At 67.7% G+C, this 16908-nt stretch carries 19 protein-coding genes and 2 tRNA genes; 10 read left to right on the forward strand and 11 right to left on the reverse strand.

Annotation, left to right across the window (positions count from 1 at the left end; genetic code table 11):
* Positions 1-90: 90 nt before the first annotated feature.
* Together ACHZD8_RS11795 and ACHZD8_RS11800 are read left to right on the forward strand one after the other, a co-directional pair.
* A complete protein-coding gene (locus ACHZD8_RS11795; protein ID WP_394770621.1) occupies positions 91-303 on the forward strand; it encodes a helix-turn-helix domain-containing protein in 213 nt (70 codons plus the stop codon).
* Positions 300-1445, forward strand: coding sequence for a tyrosine-type recombinase/integrase (locus tag ACHZD8_RS11800; RefSeq protein WP_394770622.1), 1146 nt, complete (start codon positions 300-302; stop codon positions 1443-1445). Before ACHZD8_RS11795 ends, ACHZD8_RS11800 begins: the two co-directional genes overlap by 4 nt.
* A gap of 16 nt (positions 1446-1461) precedes the next feature.
* Here the strand turns inward: ACHZD8_RS11800 and ACHZD8_RS11805 are convergent.
* Positions 1462-1550, reverse strand: a tRNA-Ser gene (locus tag ACHZD8_RS11805).
* A gap of 218 nt (positions 1551-1768) precedes the next feature.
* On the opposite strand from ACHZD8_RS11805, the gene ACHZD8_RS11810 reads away from it, so the two are divergent.
* Positions 1769-1915, forward strand: coding sequence for a hypothetical protein (locus ACHZD8_RS11810; RefSeq protein ID WP_394770623.1), 147 nt, complete (start codon positions 1769-1771; stop codon positions 1913-1915).
* Between the two features lie 54 nt (positions 1916-1969).
* On the opposite strand, the gene ACHZD8_RS11815 is transcribed toward ACHZD8_RS11810, so the two are convergent.
* The 5 genes from ACHZD8_RS11815 to ACHZD8_RS11835 form a co-directional block, all read right to left on the reverse strand.
* Positions 1970-3205, reverse strand: coding sequence for an LCP family protein (locus tag ACHZD8_RS11815; protein WP_394770624.1), 1236 nt, complete (start codon positions 3203-3205; stop codon positions 1970-1972).
* A gap of 141 nt (positions 3206-3346) precedes the next feature.
* Positions 3347-3658, reverse strand: coding sequence for a CHY zinc finger protein (locus ACHZD8_RS11820; RefSeq protein ID WP_394770625.1), 312 nt, complete (start codon positions 3656-3658; stop codon positions 3347-3349).
* Positions 3655-4251 (reverse strand): energy-coupling factor transporter transmembrane component T family protein, encoded by a 597-nt coding sequence (locus ACHZD8_RS11825; RefSeq protein ID WP_394770626.1) that lies wholly within the window; start codon positions 4249-4251, stop codon positions 3655-3657. Before ACHZD8_RS11825 ends, ACHZD8_RS11820 begins: the two co-directional genes overlap by 4 nt.
* Positions 4248-4940 (reverse strand): energy-coupling factor ABC transporter ATP-binding protein, encoded by a 693-nt coding sequence (locus ACHZD8_RS11830; RefSeq protein ID WP_394770627.1) that lies wholly within the window; start codon positions 4938-4940, stop codon positions 4248-4250. Before ACHZD8_RS11830 ends, ACHZD8_RS11825 begins: the two co-directional genes overlap by 4 nt.
* Positions 4937-5578: a biotin transporter BioY gene (locus ACHZD8_RS11835; protein WP_394770716.1), complete on the reverse strand. Its 642-nt coding sequence runs from the start codon at positions 5576-5578 to the stop codon at positions 4937-4939. Before ACHZD8_RS11835 ends, ACHZD8_RS11830 begins: the two co-directional genes overlap by 4 nt.
* Before the next feature lie 68 nt (positions 5579-5646).
* Between ACHZD8_RS11835 and ACHZD8_RS11840 the strand changes: the two genes are divergently transcribed.
* Complete coding sequence (locus ACHZD8_RS11840; RefSeq protein ID WP_394770628.1) at positions 5647-6285, forward strand: TetR/AcrR family transcriptional regulator C-terminal domain-containing protein; 639 nt, start codon at positions 5647-5649, stop codon at positions 6283-6285.
* 23 nt (positions 6286-6308) lie between these two features.
* On the opposite strand, the gene ACHZD8_RS11845 is transcribed toward ACHZD8_RS11840, so the two are convergent.
* Positions 6309-8150, reverse strand: coding sequence for a glycoside hydrolase family 20 zincin-like fold domain-containing protein (locus tag ACHZD8_RS11845; protein WP_394770629.1), 1842 nt, complete (start codon positions 8148-8150; stop codon positions 6309-6311).
* 113 nt (positions 8151-8263) lie between these two features.
* On the opposite strand from ACHZD8_RS11845, the gene ACHZD8_RS11850 reads away from it, so the two are divergent.
* Both ACHZD8_RS11850 and ACHZD8_RS11855 read left to right on the forward strand, forming a co-directional pair.
* Positions 8264-8995: an IclR family transcriptional regulator gene (locus ACHZD8_RS11850; RefSeq protein ID WP_394770630.1), complete on the forward strand. Its 732-nt coding sequence runs from the start codon at positions 8264-8266 to the stop codon at positions 8993-8995.
* Between the two features lie 30 nt (positions 8996-9025).
* Positions 9026-9412, forward strand: coding sequence for a RidA family protein (locus ACHZD8_RS11855; RefSeq protein WP_394770631.1), 387 nt, complete (start codon positions 9026-9028; stop codon positions 9410-9412).
* Here ACHZD8_RS11855 and ACHZD8_RS11860 read toward each other — a convergent pair.
* The gene (locus tag ACHZD8_RS11860; RefSeq protein ID WP_394770632.1) at positions 9409-10467 is read right to left on the reverse strand and encodes an SDR family NAD(P)-dependent oxidoreductase; all 1059 of its coding nucleotides are present in this window, start codon (positions 10465-10467) and stop codon (positions 9409-9411) included. The two genes, ACHZD8_RS11855 and ACHZD8_RS11860, sit on opposite strands and share 4 nt — an antisense overlap.
* Before the next feature lie 78 nt (positions 10468-10545).
* On the opposite strand from ACHZD8_RS11860, the gene ACHZD8_RS11865 reads away from it, so the two are divergent.
* The 3 genes from ACHZD8_RS11865 to ACHZD8_RS11875 all read left to right on the forward strand — a co-directional run bounded on the left by ACHZD8_RS11865 (position 10546) and on the right by ACHZD8_RS11875 (position 13298).
* A complete protein-coding gene (locus ACHZD8_RS11865) occupies positions 10546-11100 on the forward strand; it encodes a TetR family transcriptional regulator (protein WP_394770633.1) in 555 nt (184 codons plus the stop codon).
* Positions 11101-11169: 69 nt separating this feature from the next.
* Positions 11170-12180: a diacylglycerol/lipid kinase family protein gene (locus tag ACHZD8_RS11870; RefSeq protein ID WP_394770634.1), complete on the forward strand. Its 1011-nt coding sequence runs from the start codon at positions 11170-11172 to the stop codon at positions 12178-12180.
* A 506-nt stretch (positions 12181-12686) separates the two neighbouring features.
* Complete coding sequence (locus ACHZD8_RS11875) at positions 12687-13298, forward strand: TMEM175 family protein (RefSeq protein ID WP_394770635.1); 612 nt, start codon at positions 12687-12689, stop codon at positions 13296-13298.
* Between the two features lie 304 nt (positions 13299-13602).
* Here ACHZD8_RS11875 and ACHZD8_RS11880 read toward each other — a convergent pair.
* From ACHZD8_RS11880 to serS, 3 genes are all read right to left on the reverse strand, one after another.
* Positions 13603-13687 (reverse strand) — tRNA-Ser (locus ACHZD8_RS11880).
* Between the two features lie 65 nt (positions 13688-13752).
* On the reverse strand, positions 13753-14553 hold the full coding sequence (locus tag ACHZD8_RS11885) for an HAD family hydrolase (RefSeq protein ID WP_394770636.1): 801 nt from the start codon (positions 14551-14553) through the stop codon (positions 13753-13755).
* Positions 14550-15815 (reverse strand): serine--tRNA ligase, encoded by a 1266-nt coding sequence (serS, locus tag ACHZD8_RS11890; protein ID WP_394770637.1) that lies wholly within the window; start codon positions 15813-15815, stop codon positions 14550-14552. Before serS ends, ACHZD8_RS11885 begins: the two co-directional genes overlap by 4 nt.
* Positions 15816-15853: 38 nt before the next feature.
* On the opposite strand from serS, the gene ACHZD8_RS11895 reads away from it, so the two are divergent.
* Positions 15854-16849, forward strand: a complete 996-nt coding sequence (locus ACHZD8_RS11895; protein WP_394770638.1) for a diacylglycerol/lipid kinase family protein — start codon at positions 15854-15856, stop codon at positions 16847-16849.
* Positions 16850-16908: the final 59 nt, after the last annotated feature.

The raw sequence follows: 16908 nt of genomic DNA on the forward strand, positions 1-16908 counted from the left end.
TCCATGCATGCTCTTGCAATTACACGCGTTTGGTGCTTTAATCGCGCGTAACGGCTTGTACATGCGATGAGTAGGGAGAAGATGCGAGTCATGGACAATCACCCTGTGGATGAGTCCGCCCGGCCGGGGCGGTTGTTCTTCACCGAGGCGGAGGCCGCAGAAGCACTGCGGGTGCACCCTTCGACGCTCGGTCGACTAGCGAAGACGGGCCGCTCCCCGGTCGTGCCCGTTGAGGCCGGCAGCCGACGTCTCTATCCCGCGGCCGCGATCGACGCGCTGGCGCACCCCGGGAGCAATCGGTGATCGAGAGGCGCACGCTCACGGAGGGTGCGGTGCGGTGGAAGGCGCGCATCAAGAGCGGCGGCGTGATCGTTGCCCAGCAGACGTTCCGGTTCAAGGGCGACGCCGAGACCTGGGAACGCGCGCAGATGCGCGCCCTCCAGCTCGGAACGTTTCTGCCGCCCCAGCAGGCGAAGGTGCCGCTCGGCCAGGTGATCGCCGAATTCCTGGACGCACGCACGACCCAGATCGCCCCGCACTCGCAGCGCACCGACCGCGACAACCTCGCGGCGCTGCCCCCGCAACTCCGAGCGCGTCCCATCGGCTCGATCGGCCAGGGGGACGTTTTTGAGTTTCTCACCGACCAACTCAAGGTCAAAGAGCGTTCGACGGTCGCGAGGACGCGCACCTCGCTGAGCGCCTTGTTCACCCACGCGGTTCGCGAGAAGTACATCGCGACGAATCCTGTGCAGGGGGTCAAGCTCCCGCCCGGTGCGAGCCAGAAGCCGGCTGACGAGTGGTTCACGGCCGAAAGCCTGGCCGCGACCCTCACGGAACAGCGCACCTTCTCCCCGCACTACGCCACGATCACGGAATGGACCTCACTCACCGGCCTGCGTTGGTCGGAGACTCGTGCGCTACGGGTCGGCGATCTTCAGGCCGTGCCCTTCCCGGCCGTCTGGGTGCGACGGGCCCAATCGGAGGGATACGACGAAAAGACGCCCAAGACACGTAACGGCGAGCGGGCCGTGCCGCTCACCGACAGGGCACGGGAGATCGCGCTCGGGTCGGCCGCCGGAAAGAGGGTCGACGGCTACCTGTTCGCGAGCCCCACGGGGCGCCAGCTCCGCGCGACCCTCTACCGGCGTTTCACGCGCTGGTCTGTCACCGCCCCGCGCAAACGACCGCATATGCTTCGCCACTACTGCGCCTCCGAGTGGCTGCGCGCGGGCATCCCGGTCAACCAGGTCGCGGAGTGGCTCGGTGACGACCCGAGGACGGTGCTCAACGTCTACGCGCATGTCATGGGCGAACGACAGACAATAGAGGCGCTTCGACGCCTCAACGAACTCGCGTCGGGACCCTCACGGGACCCTCAGGCGATTCCTGTGAACGCGGGCCAAGGAATAGGCGAGTCGAAAGAGCGCAACGAAAAACGAGTCTAGCCAGCATTTTTTTGAGCGGAGCCGGTGGGATTTGAACCCACGGTACCCTTACGGGTACTCCACCTTAGCAGGGTGGTGCACTAGGCCGAACTATGCGACAGCTCCAAGTGTTCGACTGCAATCATAGCGGCACACCAGCCAACGGCCGATTCGGCCCGGGCCGCGAACGATTTGTCGGCCCCTGAATTGGGGAGCAGCCCACCCCCGGACTGGGGATTCGAATCCGTTGTCCGCCGAATCGGCGGCTCGTAGAGTGTAATTCAGGCGGACACGCGCCGTACCGAAAACACCATAGAACAACCAAACTCGAGGGGATCAACCCGTTGGCTCCCTCAACCACAGCATTGGTAGCGACCGGATCCGCATCCATCGGAATCGTGATCGTTGCGCTCGGAATCGTGGCCCTGGGAATCGCTCTCGTGTTCCTCTGGCTCAGCCGCCGCAATCGCCGCGGGACGACCCGACGCTAGGACGCCTGGCTGGTCCCCCGACGTCAATTGGGGGCCAGCCAGCGCTTCACCCTCTTAGTTGTTCACCTTCGAGCAGGTGTAGTCCGCGGCCGTCTGGCCGAGCACACCGGGCAGAACCTCCGGTGCATCGCTCGCCGCCGCATCCGGGGCCGCCGACGCGGACGGAGCCGTCGAAGCCGGGGCGTTGGGATCGGGGATGGATCCCCGCCCCGTTCCGGAGTCCAGGCTGAACGGCTCGTCGGCTTTGATCTTCGCGAAGAGCGCGTTGGCGGCGGAGACGATCGGCGCGACCTTGCCGGCGTAGACGCCGCCCACCCCGGTGGTGCCCGGGTACTGCACGAACGAGATCCGGTTGAGCGGGATCTTTTTGAGCACCAGGGCGATCGACACCATGGTGTTGAGGTTGCTGAGATTCTTCGACAGCGTCATGTTCTTGGAGGCCGCGGTGGCGAGTCCGAAGAGCTTGGTGAAGTCGGTGAGGGTGCTGTCGCTCTTCACCGTGCGTACGAGCGACGACAGGAAGACCTGCTGGGAACTGATGCGGCCGAGGTCGCTTCCGTCGCCGACCCCGTGACGGCTGCGCAGGAAGGCGAGGGCCTGGAATCCGGAGAGCGTGTATGTGCCGGCGGCCGGGAGGTCGATTTCCGAGTACTTGTCCCTGAGCGGACCGTTGATGCAGACCGGGACTCCGCCGACGGCCGTCGACATGTCGATGACGCCCTGGAAGGTGATGAGCGCCGCGAACGGGATGTCGAGGCCGGTGAGTGCCTTCACCGTGAGCACCGTGCAGGGCAGTCCGCCGTAAGCGAGGGTGTTGTTGATCGGCTGGGCGGACATCGCCCCGTAGTTGCCCTTGCCGTCTTCGCGCGGGCACGCGGGGATCGGCACCACCATGTCGCGGGGAATGCTCACCGCCACGGCGTTGGTCTGGTCCTCCGACACGTGCAGGAGCATCGTGACGTCGTTGAGCACGCCGTCGTCCTTGCCCGCGTATGCGCCCTGCCCCTTGCGGGTGTCGCTGCCGACGAGCAGCAGGTTGAAGCCGCCGTCGAAGGCGCCGAGCTGCGGCGGCGGACCCTCGGTCTCGCCGACGAGGGTGACGGTCTTGATGTTGGCCTTGATCTGGCTGAGGGCGATACCGGCGACGGATGCCCCGCTGACCAGAACGACGGCGAGCGCGGCCGCCAGGAACTTGAGCACCGTGACGGTGGCGTGTGACTTCTGGAGCCTGCCGTGACGCGCGATTCCCGGCACGCCGGACCGGTTCGACCGGGGTCGGGTCTCGCTCATGGCGTCCCCCTTCGAGGTGGATGGCGCGGAGGCTGTGGTGCGGATGGCCCCGGGTTACACACCACGATTGGCCCTCGCAAGGATAGCCCAGTCGACTCGAAGTTTCGTCGGTTGCGGCCGGTGTCGGCGGGCATCCGTCGGTCAGCTTTCGAAGTACAGGTGGGAGTGCAGCCGGCATCCCTCATTGAAGGGCGCGTGGCAGGACGGGCAGCCGTCCACCTCGAGGTAGCCGTCGATGCTGAGCTCCGTCGAGCACACGCCGCACAGCACGGCCTTCTGCTGACGCTCGGCGACCGTCCACTGGGCGGCCGGGTGGTTCTCGGCGTTCGCGTGGCAGAGGTGGCAGGGGTAGTAGCGGCCGCAGCACTTGAACTTGATGGCTATGACGTCCTTCGGCGACCCGTAGTGGACGCATCGGGTCTGGTCGTCGATGGTTTCGCCGAAGACGATCATTCGATGCCCCGGGCGGCGAGGGCATCCGCGAGGTCGTCCGAGTGTTTGAGGGACAGCACCAGAAGCGGAACGACGAAGGTGGCGGGCCGAACCGGGACACCCCTGGCGCGCTGCGCCTCGCGGATCGAGGCGGCGAGCCCGGCGATGACGGGGATCGTGGTGATCGTCATCGCGAGCATGAGTCCCACCCCGGCGGGGTTTACCCCGAAGCGGCGCAGGGGCGCGAGAGTGCGTTCGGTCGAATCGAGGAGGGCCGGCACCCGGGTGGTGAGCGTGACGAGCGCGGCCAGCGCGACCACCGCGACCACGCGACCGGTATTCGCCAGTGCGACGGGAGCCGGGAGGAAGACGAGCTGGGTCGCGAGCATGATCACGATCAGCCAGCGGAGCGTGATCACCTGGGCCGCCAGCTCGCGCAACCCGAGCCCGGCGATCAGGTAGCCGGCCACGACGAGGGCGGCCGCCGCCGGGAGCGTCCATGGGCTGTGCGCCGAAAGCGTGATCGCGAGCGTGATCGCGATGAAGACGAGCACCTTGGGGCCGGCGGGCGCTCGGTGGACGGGGCTCGCCCCCGGCCGGTACAGCGCGATCACGCGTGTTCCCGTTCGTAGCGTCCGACGACGTCGCTCGGGGCGCCGCACTCCACGAGCCGGCCGGCGTCGAATCGCAGCACCACGTCGCAGCGGGCCGCCAGCCGAAGGTCGTGGGTCACGAGAACGAGCTGCTGGGGGAGTTCGTCGAGCAGGTGGTCGGCGATCCGCCGAGTGTTGGCGGCGTCGAGGAGCGCGGTGGGCTCGTCGGCCACGAGCAGGGCGGGCTCCCCGACGAGGATCGAGCTGAGCGCGAGAAGCTGCTTCTGGCCACCGGAGAGGCTGTGCGCCGGAGCGTCCGAATGGGTGGAGAGTCCGAACCGGTCGAGTACCGCCGACACGCGCGCAGCGGACTCGGCGGCGGGGAACCCTCGGCCCCGCAGGGAGAAGGCCACGTCTTCGGCGACGGTCGGCATCACGATCTGCACGTCGGGGTTGCTGAAGATGAAGCCGACCCGCCGCCGGAGCAGCTTCGACTGCCGCGCCGGGTCGAGGCCGTGCACCCGCACCGCCCCGCTGCTCGGCAGCACGAGCCCGTTCATCATCCTGGCGAAGGTGGACTTGCCGGAGCCGTTCGACCCGATGACCCCGATCCGACGCTGGTCGAGGCTCACGCTGACGTCGCGCAGGGCCGTTCGGCCGCCGAAGTCCACCGACACGGCGTCGAAGACGATCTCCGGATGCTCGATCACTCGGGCCGACTCACCGCCGCGTGAGCGGATGCCGAGTCGTCGGCGGGAAGCGCGACCGACGGGGCGGTCGACGTGGCGCCGCGCCGGAAACCCTGCGGGTAGGCACGCCAGAGGGCCATCGTGACGAGGGTCGCCACGACCACCTTGAGCGCATCCCCCGGCAGGAAGACGACGCTCGACAGGGCGGTGGGGCCGAGCGGGATCTGGGTCACGAGCGCCTGCACCGGGATGCCGAACGCGTAGACCACTCCGATGCCGCCCACGAGGCAGCCGAGGGCCGTCCTCCACCAGGTGGGATTCTGCCGATCGGCGCGCACGATGGCGCCGATCGCGAAGGCTCCGAAGATCCAGCCGATCAGGTAGCCCGCCGACGGACCGACGAAGACGCCGACCCCGCCGTAGCCCCCGGAGAGCAAGGGCAGGCCCAGCAGCACGAGCACCTCGAAGATGGCGACGGCGGCCGCGCCCCGCCAGGAGCCCAGCACCGCGCCGGCCAGCATCACCCCGAGCGTCTGCGCCGTGATGGGCACCGCGCCGAAGACCGGTATGGCTCCCGGCAGCCCGAGCACGGCAATGATCGCCGCGAAGACCGCGATCCGCGTGATGTCACGAATGTCGATTCGAACTCGATTGCCCATGCTGTGCTCCTTCACCTGAACGCTGTTCACCTGAACACTGTACAGGTCGCTGCTACGCTACAGACACGATGACGAAATCTGACGACGTGGAGACCAGGCACACCCGCCACTCCCGTGCAGACGTGGTGGAAGCCGCCCTGGCGATCCTGGACCAGCACGGCCTTCCCGACCTGACGATGCGACGCCTCGCCGCCACCCTCGACGTGCAGCCGAGTGCTCTCTACTGGCACTTCGCCAACAAGCAGACCCTCCTCGCGTCGATCGCCGACCAGATAGTCTCCCGAGCCGTCCCCCGCGAGGTGAGCGATGGCGGCTGGTCGGGAGCCGTCCGCGCCGAGGCCGAGGCGCTGCGCGATGCGCTTCTCGCCTTCCGCGATGGAGCCGAGGTGGTGTCGAGCACCCTCGCGCTCGGGCTCGGCGCCGGGGAGCCGCAGACGAGCCTTGCGACGGCGATACGAGGCGGCGGCTTCGATCGGCAGACGAGCGAGGTCGCGGCGGCGGCGCTCCTCCACTTCGTGCTCGGGCACGTCTCGCACGAACAGCAGCGCCTTCAGGCCGACAGCCTCGGCGTCGTCGCCGCGGGCCACTCCGCCGACCCGGCGACGGCGATCGGCGGGCGGGCGGCCTTCGACTTTGGCATCACGCTCCTGCTCACCGGGCTCGAGTCGCAGGCACCGGCACGATTGCTTGGGGACTCGGCGCGGTAGCGCGACCGCGGGATGCGGCCGCGCTACCCGCGTCTCGCCTGCACCGTCAGCGCCGAGCGTAGATCCGCCAGGTACTCGAGGCTGTCGTCCACGCCCCCGGGCCGAGAGCGCAGGAGCCAACACTCCCGCTGTTCCACCAGCAACGACTCGAGCAGGCTGAGGAGGCGGCGAGCCTCGGCGGGCGCCATCCGGTCGACTCCGCCACGGCGGATCACCTCCACTCCGAGGCGCGCGAACCGGATGGCCAGACGGAGCTCCCGCACGGCGATGTCGCCATCCGCACTCGCCGGCCGCGCGAAGTCGAGCTCGGCCAGCTCCGCGACAAAGGTGGCGTCGACGGCCTCGAGGGCCTCGGGGAGGATCGCCGGCAGTTCAGCGATGTCGCCCCCGCGCAGCAGCGCGAGGAACAGCGGGGAGGCGTTCAGCATCGGCGCCCCCAGCGCGAGCGCCGTCTCGCCGATTCTCATCAGCACGCCGCCGATCACACTCTCCTCGTCGTCGAAGACGCGGCGATCGAGCACCGCCGCCAGGTCGATTCCACGATTGCTGTCCAGGCACCAGCTGACGGCCCCACCGAAGACGACCGGCCCGAATGACACCGCCGGCGGATCGAAGTGCCCGTGGTCGCCCCACAACGTGTTGATGTAGCCGGTGGAGCCGTTTGCGATCCCCACCTCGGCGGCATCGACCATGTTCTCGAGGGCATTGTCGATGCGACCGACGAAGGACTGCCACGTGCTCGTGCCCGGAGCCACCCAGAAGGGCGTGCCGGCCTCGATCATCGCCGCTGCCCGGGCCGAGAATCCCCTGCCGAGCGCCTCGACGTCGAGGGGGACGCTGTCCCAGTCGGCACGCTCCCGCGGAGTGGCGATGCCCCAGACCGCGCGGCTGACCGATGGCGAGTCGTACTGCCACACCACCGGGATGGCGCCGGCGGGCACCGAACCCATCAGCTCCGGGTAGTCGCCGAAGATGTCCGCCCAGAACTCGACCTCGAAGCCGTCGTCGAGCAGCGGACGCATGACCTCGGACACGTAGTCGAAGTAGACGGCCCCGCCACCCCGCCGCTCGACCTCGCCGCTGCTGCGCCCGAGACCGAGTTCGAACGGCTCGTCGGCACCGATGTTCACCCGCCGGCTGCGCAGCGTCGACGTCAGTTCGACCAGGAGCTCGCCGACGAGGTCGAGGTTCTCCCGAGTCGGCTCGAGGGTGCCCGCCTCCCGATGGCGTCCGAAGAGCTCGAATCCGCCCGGCTTCTCCGCCCGCGCTGAGTACCGTTCGTGCCGGAGCCAGCGCTCCATGTGGCCGAAGGTGTTCTGGTTCGCGACGAGCGCGATCCCGACGCCGGCGCAGAGGTCGTCCAGCCAGCGCATGTCCTCGGCGGTGAGCGCGCTGGCCCTCGACCACACGGCGTCGTGGTCCGCATAGGTGAACGTGTGCTCCATGTAGAGCTCCAGTTGGTTGATCCGCGCGAGCGAGAGCAGTTCGACGTAGCGCGCCAGGGTGCGCCGGGTGGGTACCCGGTCCCGGCTCACGTCGAGCATGAAGCCCCTGGTCTCGAAGTCCGGCCAGTCGACGATCTCGACCGCGGTTCGCCGAAGTGTTCCGGATGCGCGCAGCTGATCGAGAGTCTGAAGGCCGTAGCGGAGGCCGGCGGCGTCCCGATGGCCGAGCGAGATCGCCTCGGGCGTTGTGCGGATGCGGTACCCCTGCGCGGGGAGCGTCTCGTCGAGAGAGACGATGACCGGCGCGGATTCCCCTGCGCCGACATTTTCAGCGCCGACTTCTTCGGCGCCGACTTTTTCTGCGCCGACGCCGGAATGCTCCCGGTACGAGCGTGGCACGGGGAACAGGGGCGTGGGCATGGGGTGGTTTCCTCACCGGACGAGTTGGACGAGTTGGACGAGCAGCGTCGTTCAACTCTCGGCCATCTGCGCGTATTTCACAACCGCGTTGCACATGATGCAACAATTACAGGATGTCCCAAAGTGTCCTCCGTGCCGCCCGGATCATCGACGCCATCGCGGACGAACCGAAGACGGTGATGGAGCTCGCCGCGGCATTCGATCTCCACCGCTCGACGATGTTCCGCGAGCTTCAGGCGCTGGAGAGCGTCGGCTACGTGCATCGGCGCAAGGACGGCCGCTACCGCCTCGGGCTGCATTTGGTCTCACTGGCCAAGCGGGCGTTCGACGACCTCGACCTCCGGGGGGCCGCCCGCGACCACCTCCGCACGCTGCATGGCACCGTAGGCAACACGGTGCACCTCGCGGCGCTGGTGGAGGACAGCATCGTCTACGTCGACAAGGTCGAAGACCCCAGCGGCGTTCGCATGTACTCGAGCATCGGAAAGGCGGTCGTGCCGTATGCGAGCGGCGTGGGCAAGGCCATCCTCGCCGGCCTCGACGACAGCGGGCGGGACGCCGTGCTCGCGGGGGCGACGTGGGTGAGATTCACCGCGAACACCATCTCGTCCCGGGCCGAGCTCGACCGGCAACTGGACCTGGTGACGCAACAGGGTTGGGCCGCGGACGACCGCGAGTTCGAGGACTTCATCAACTGCATCGCCGTGCCGATCATCACGCCGCTCGGGGTCGTCGGTGCCCTGTCGATCACCGCCATCCGCATGGTCCAAGACCTCGACACGCTCAAGACCCGCATCCCGGCAATGCTGCAGACCGCGGCCCTCATCGCCCGGGAACTCAGCTAGCACGCCGCACGCCCCACGAAAGGAACCACAATGACGAAGATCGCCATCGAGACCACCGCCGCGCCCACTCCGGCCGGACCGTACAGCCAGGGCATCGTGGCGAACGGGTTCCTCTATACCGCCGGATTCGGGCCGCAGGATCCGACGACCGGTCGCGTCGCCGACAACGTCGGCGACCAGACCCGACAGGTGCTGCGCAACATCTCCGCCGTGCTCGCCGAACACGGGCTCACCCTGAACGACTCGGTCAAGGTCACCGCGTACCTGCAGAACCTCAAGCACGACTTCGCGGAGTACAACGCGGCATACTCCGAGTTCTTCGCCGCGCCGTTTCCGGTGCGCACCACCGTGGGATCCCAGCTCTTCGAGAGCCTCGTCGAGATCGACGTCGTCGCCGCGCTCCCCCGACGCTCCTAGGCGGCGGACCACCCGCCATCCGAGGGCAGGATGACGCCGTTGATGTTCACGCCGTCGTCGCTCAGCAGGAAGGTGATCGACGCGGCGAGCGCGTCGGCCTCGGCCGCATCCGGGAGGAGCGCCATCGCGAGCTGCACGCGCTCGGCGCCGAGCTCGGACGCGAAGGAGGCCTCGATGTTGGTGATCGTCGGTCCGGGAGCCACGGCGTTCACCCGGATGCCGCTCGGGCCGTACATGAAGGCGCTGCTCTTGGTGAGGCCGGCCACGGCGTGCTTGGACGCGGTGTACGCGACACCCGCCGCCGAGCCGCGCAGGGCCGCCTCGGACGCCACGTTCACGATCGATCCGCTCGCCTGAGCCAGCATCGCCGGAACCACCGCCCGCATGAGCTTCATCGTGCCCTCCACGTTGATGGCGAACACGCGCCGCCAGACCTCATCCGAGACCTCGTGCACGGGCGTCATGTTGTCCATGATGCCCGCGACGTTGGCGAGTCCATCGATCCGCGCCCCGGCGGCGGCGATGATTCCCGCGATGGCGGCATCGTCGGTGATGTCGCCGGCGACGGTGACGATGCCGGCGTCCGGAAGTTCGGCCGCGAAATCCTTGAGCCGTTCGGCGGAGATGTCGACGGCGATGACCCGACCGCCTTCGCGCGCGATCCGGGAGGCTGTCGCGCGCCCGATGCCCGATCCGGCTCCGGTCACGATCACGGTCTTGCCGGTGAAGCGTCCCTCGGTCACCCGCTCCACCCACTCGGGCCGCTCTACCGAGCTCGTCTCCGAGACGGCGGGCGCCTCGGGGGCGGCACCGGCAGACGCGGGAACCTCACCGGCGGCGGCGCGGCGAACCAGGTCGTCGACCATCTCGGTGGTGAACATCCCGCGGCTCATCTGCACCAGGCGCTTGAGGGACAGCCTCCGCACCGGCTTCAGCACGCTCGCATCCTGGCCGCCCTGGGCGAGCATGTCGCGGATGATCGGGCCCCCGATCGGATCGTCGAGCCAGGTGCTGATCGAGGAGTCTCCGCTGAGCGGGCCTGAGTTCTTAGCCATCTGAATTGTTCCTTCATTCGGGTCGAGGGGATTCATCATGCGGGTCTACCGGACACCGTTGTCCGGTAGGCTACACCCGTGCCGTCGAAACCGAAAACAAACCGGGGGCCGAGCGCCGGCCCAGACAACCGGAGGTCGCTGGTCGCCGCGGCCCGTGAGGTCTTCGCGGAGTCCGGGTTCCTGGCGCCGCTGAGTTCGGTCGCCCGACGGGCGGGCGTCGGCCAGGGCAGCCTCTACCGGCACTTTCCCGACCGGATCTCCCTCGCCGTGGCCGTATTCGACGACAACATCCTCGACCTCGAGTCCCTCGCCGCCGAGCCGGACAGCACCCTCGACGACCTCTTCGACCGGGTGGCCGAGCAGGCGATCGGCTCCGCCGCACTCATCGACATGATCACCTCCAACCGTCACGACCCGCGGGCCGAACACCTCGGCACCCGCGTGGTGGCAGTAGTCGACGCGATGCTCGCCCGGGACCGCGCGCGCGGGCTGGTCGCGAACCGCGTGACACCGGAGGACGTGATGCTGTCGGTGACGATGCTGGCCGTCGTTCTCGCCAGGACGGATGCGGACGACCGGGCCGCCGTGGCCGTGCGGGCGCGCGCGCTGTTCCGTTCCGCCTTCGACCGCTGACCACACCGCGACGCCGGCGACAATTCAACCCCCGATTCTTACCGAGTTTGCGGCACGGGTCAACCCCGTTTGCCGGCCCGTATGCCGCCGTACGATGTCGCCATGACCAACTCGACATCTCGCACTGCCGCAGTCATCTACAACCCGACGAAGGTCGACCTTGAGCTGTTGCGCTCGACGGTGGACTCGGAGGCCGGCGCCGCCGGATGGGCGGAGACGCTGTGGTTCGAGACCTCCGCTGAGGACGCTGGTCAGGGAGCGACGACCCGCGCCCTGGAACGGAATGTCGATCTGGTGATCGCAGCCGGTGGAGACGGAACCGTGCGAGCTGTCGTCGAGGCGGTGCGCGGCCACGACGTTGCTGTGGCCCTGCTGCCGTCGGGAACCGGCAACCTCCTCGCCCGAAATCTTTCGATGACACTGGATGACATGCCTGGCAGCATCCGCGCCGCGCTCACCGGCGTCGACAGGAACATAGATCTGGGAATGATCCGCATCGAACGCGTCGACAAGACCCGTGACGAGCATGCTTTTGTCGTGATGGCGGGGCTCGGGCTGGATGCCAAGATGATCGTCAACACCGACGAGAAGCTCAAGGCCAAGGCGGGGTGGGCCGCGTACGTCAAGGCGCTGGCTACCTCACTGCGCGACCCGGAGGAACTCCACTTTCGCTTTCGCCTCGACGACGGCGAACCGAAACGCACGACGGCTCACACCGTGATCCTCGGCAACTGTGGATCGTTGCCGGCCAACATCCTGTTGATGCCCGAGGCAGTGCTCGACGACGGCATGTTCGATCTGATGATGACCAGGCCGGGCGGGCTCCTCGGGTGGATCCGGGTGTGGATCAAGGTGGCGTGGACCAACGGAGTTGTGCGACGGACTGCGGCCGGGAGGGCCCTCGCCGGCACTCACAAGAACGACCGCGATCTCCACTATGAGACGGGCACCGAGTTCATCGCTCGATTGTCGAAACCGCACGAGATAGAGCTTGACGGGGACAGCTTCGGCAAGGCGATCGCGTTCAAGGCGTGGATGGAGCCGGGCGCGCTTCGAGTGAGGGTTCCCGCGGGAAGTTGAGCGGAGGGCGCCGGGCAGGGACACAACGACTTCGGGCGCGGTTCCGGAACGCTCGCGATGTAGTTCGTTCGTGGCACAGGCCTGGCGTTCGCCAACGAACGCACCGCACCGCAGTTGGTCGCCGGCTTCTCGGAACTGCGCGCGGCTGTGCAGCCGTTCACAGACAAGCCCGACACCCTTGCAGAGCTGCTCTGGGCCAGTCTGCATGGCCTGACGCTTCTACAGCGCAGCAATCGAATCCCCGCAGATGGTGAGGAACGCCTGACGGCTCTGCTCTCGCTATTAATGACCTGATTGTCACCAGTGCGCACCTGGATGCTCGCCTCTCCCGGTGTTTGCAGGAGCCGCCCTACGGAGGGGACCGGAGCGGTGCCACGAGGGCCTCCCCGGCGGGACCCGACCGTGCCTGGGCACCCGGTTCGCTACGGCGATATCGCGACCCCGCGGAACCGGGACAGGCCCATGAAAGGATGTCGTTCGTGGGGAAGCGAACGCGAACACTAGGTATGGGTCGTCTCGAAGCCTTCAGCGACGCCGTTCTCGCGATCGTGCTGACACTTTTGGTTCTCGAATTGCTGCCCGACGGGGCGCAGACGCCGCACGAGTTGCTCGCCAACTGGCCAACGTATTTGGCATTCATCACTGCCTTCCTCACCGTGGGCGTCGTCTGGCTGAACCACAATCAAGCGGTCTCACGAATCCGCCACGCGACCCCTATCGTGCAAGCACTTAATCTTGCGTTACTCCTCGGCGCCACACTGATGCCCTGGCCGACGTCGCTCATTTCCGCGGCGCTGGAAGACGGTGACCGGCCGGATCAGATCGCGGCAATCTTCGTGTTCGCGATCGTGGCGATCCTCATCAGCGTCCCCTGGCTCGCCCTTGACCTGTACTTGATCCGCCATCCCACCCTCCTCACTTCGTCCGAGGACGTCACCTGGATGCGAAACCACGCCCGAATCTCGATGTGGACCCTGATCGCGGCCGTGGCCAGCGTGGCACTGGCTTTCGCCTCACCGCTTGCGTCACTGGTCCTGTACGCCGTCGTTGTTGCGAGTTTCCTGGTAATCCGGCTCCGCGAAGAGACGACCGATCCAACCGGCCTCGAGGACGACTAACAGCGACGAGCGCCTTCGCTCGTCGCTAAGTGGTCTCGAATCGCACCGCCACACAGTAGATCCGGCAAAGCGTTTCCCGTTGGTAGACGATCAACATCTCCGCGACCGAGGCGGGGATCTATCGTGGTGGGCGCGCCGAGCACCTACAAGAAAAGAGCGGTGGCGTTCCCCTCGTTCTTGGCCGACGCGCTCAATACGAGTCGCCAACAAGGGAGCCGATGACTTGGTTTTCTCAGGAGGAACGTGCGACTACCTTCGCCGCGTTCACCCCGCAAATCCGGGGTTTTTCGGGACTCAAAAACTGCGGAGGGCTAGGGATTCGAACCCTAGAGACATTTCTGCCCACCAGTTTTCAAGACTGGCTCCATCGGCCGCTCGGACAGCCCTCCAGGTGGAACAGCCCCGATCCTACCGAACTTGTCGGGCAGGGGCCGGATCGCGGCCCCAGTGCGGCTCAGAAATCGGCGAAGAGTAGGGCGACGCCGTCATCCAGGTCGGAGGCCGTGACCTCGCTCGCGACGGCGAGAACCTCGGGCGGCGCCTGCCCCATCGCGACGCCGCGCCCCTCGAGGGATGCCCACTCGAGCATGTCGATGTCGTTGCGTCCGTCGCCGACCGCCATCACGCGTTCGCGGGGGATGCCGTGCCACTCCCGAACGCGCTCGAGCGCCGTCGCCTTGTTCACGCCGTCCGGGGCGATGTCGAGCCAGGCCGTCCAGCCGACGTTGTAGGTCACCTTGTGCAGCCCCATCCGCTCCACGATCGAGAGGAAGTCCTCGATCGCGTGCTCGGGCGAGATCACGACGACCCGCGTCGCCTCGTGCACGAGCAGCTCCTCGAAGGCCACCTTCTGGCTGGTCGCGCCGAGCGTTGAGTCGGGGAAGAATCCCGTGTAGCGGTAGAAGCCGTTCTCGTCCTCGACCGCGTAGCTGGCATCCGCGAGGCTCTCCCGAATGGTGCTGAGCACCTCGGAGGGGTCGAAGGAGTCGACCGCGATGCGCGAGTACCCGGTGGGTGCGTCGGCATCCCGCTGCAGGGTGATCGCGCCGTTCGAGCAGACGATGTAGTGCGGGGAGATGTCGAACCGGTCGAGCACGGGGAGCGTCATCGACACGGACCGGCCGGTCGCGAGCATGACCTCGTGCCCGAGGTCGCGCACGCGCTGCACCTGTGCGATCACCTCGTCGGAGACCGTGCCGTCCTCGCGCAGGATCGTGCCGTCGATGTCCAGGGCGATGAGCCAGCGATCGGTCACAGGGCGGGCTCCATCACTTCGAGGCCGCCGAGGTACGCACGGAGCGCCGCCGGCACGCGCACCGAGCCGTCCGCCTGCTGGTGGGTCTCGAGAATAGCGACCAGCCAGCGGGTGGTGGCGAGGGTGCCGTTGAGCGTCGCGACCGGGGCGGTCTTGCCCGACTCGGTGCGATAGCGGGTGTCGAGTCGCCTGGCCTGGTAGGTGGTGCAGTTGCTCGTGCTGGTGAGCTCGCGGTAGGTGCCCTGGGTGGGGACCCAGGCCTCGATGTCGAACTTGCGTGCCGCGCTCGATCCGAGGTCGCCGGCCGCGACGTCGATCACCCGGTAGCTGAGCTCGCAGGCCTGCAGCATCGCCTCCTGCATCGCCACGAGACGATCGTGCTCGGCCTCCGCCTGCTCCGGCAGCACGTAGCTGAACATCTCCAGTTTGTTGAACTGGTGCACGCGCAGGATGCCGCGGGTGTCCTTTCCGCCCGAGCCGGCCTCTCGGCGGTAACAGGTCGACCACCCGGCGTATCGCACAGGGCCGCCGGTCAGGTCGAGAATCTCGTCGGAGTGGAAGCCGGCGAGCGCCACCTCGCTCGTGCCGGTGAGGTAGAGGTCGTCGGCGGGGAGGTAGTAGATCTCGTCGGAGTGCTCGCCGAGGAAGCCGGTACCGTCCATGATCTCCGGGCGCACGAGCGTCGGTGTGATGAGCGGCTCGAACCCGTGGGCGAGCGCCGTGTCGAGCGCAAGGTTCATCAGCGCGATCTCGAGCCGGGCGCCGATTCCGCGCAGAAAGTAGAACCGGCTGCCGGACACCTTGGCGCCGCGGGTCATGTCGATGGCCCGAAGCAGCTCGCCGAGTTCGAGGTGGTCACGCGGCTCGAAGTCGAACGTCGGCTTCTCCCCAACCTCACGCAGGGTGACGAAGTTCTCCTCGCCGCCCGCCGGCACGCCGTCGATGATGGGGTTGGCGATGCCGCGCGCCGCGCGCGTGAACTCGACCTCGGCATCCGTCGCCTGCTGGGCGAGCGCCTTCACCCGCATGGCGAGTTCCTGGGCCTCGGCGAGCAGGGTGGCCTTCTCGTTGCCGGAGGCCTGGGCCACGAGCTTGCCGAGGGTCTTCTGGGTGGCACGCAGGGATTCGGACTCCGAAATCGCGCTGCGGCGGTTGATGTCCGCGGCGAGCGCGACATCCACGAGCTCTGCCGCGGCCCCTCGCGCTCGTTGGGAGTCCCTTATTGCCTCGGGATTGTCACGAAGCAGCTGGGGGTCGATCACCCGTCCAGTCTATTGAGCAATGCCGTACCGTAGGTCACGTGCCCGACACCCCCGCCCCCAGCAACCGGCATGCGGCCGTCGTCTACAACCCGATAAAGGTGGATCTGCCGAGGCTCGAGGCCATCGTGGAGTCCGCCGAGGCCGAGGCCGGCTGGGAGTCGACGGTCTGGCTCGCGACGTCCGAGCAGGATGCCGGCCAGGGCATGACAAAGCAGGCACTCGACGGCGGCGCGGCCGTCGTTCTCGCCGCGGGCGGCGACGGCACGGTGCGCGCGGTCGCTGAGGCGCTGCGCGACAGCGGCGTGCCGATCGCGCTGGTTCCGTCCGGCACGGGCAACCTGCTCGCCCGCAACCTCTCCCTCACGCTCAACAACGTCGAGGAGTCGATCCGCGTGGCCTTCGGAAGCGGCGAGCGCACGATCGACCTCGGCATCGCCGAGATCGTGCGCGAGGACGACACCGAGGAACAGCACGTGTTCCTGGTGATGGCCGGTCTGGGCCTCGACGCGAAGATGATCGCCAAGACCAGCTCCAAGCTCAAGAAGGCCGTCGGCTGGCTGGCCTACGTGGACGCCGGCGTGCGCGCGCTGCCCGAACTGAAGCCGGTGCGCCTGCGCTACAGCCTCGACGGGGGCGCCGAGAGGACTACGACCGTGCACACCATCATGGTGGGCAATTGCGGAACCCTGCCCGGCGGCATCCTGCTCATACCCGACGCTGTGCCGGACGACGGGATCCTCGACATCGCCGTCCTGCGCCCGAGCGGTCCGTTCGGCTGGCTCAAGGTCTGGAACAAGGTCGCCTGGGAGAACGGGGTGCTGCGCAAGAGTGCGCTCGGCCGCTCGATCATCGACCTCACCGCCGACGTGAAGGACGTTCTCTACTTTCGCGGCAAAGACCTGCGCCTCACGGTGGAGACGACGCAGGAGGTGCAGCTCGACGGGGACGAGTTCGGCCTCGCCAAGTCGGTGCACATCTGGGCGGATGCCGGTGCCCTCGCCGTGAAGGTGCCCACCGAGGACGACGACTCCTAGACCAGCAGCGGCTCCTAGGCCAGCAGCGACTCCTAGGCCAGCAGCGACGGGCTCGCCAC

This window comes from Lacisediminihabitans sp. (genome assembly GCF_043726815.1).
Classification (GTDB): Bacteria; Actinomycetota; Actinomycetes; order Actinomycetales; family Microbacteriaceae; genus Lacisediminihabitans.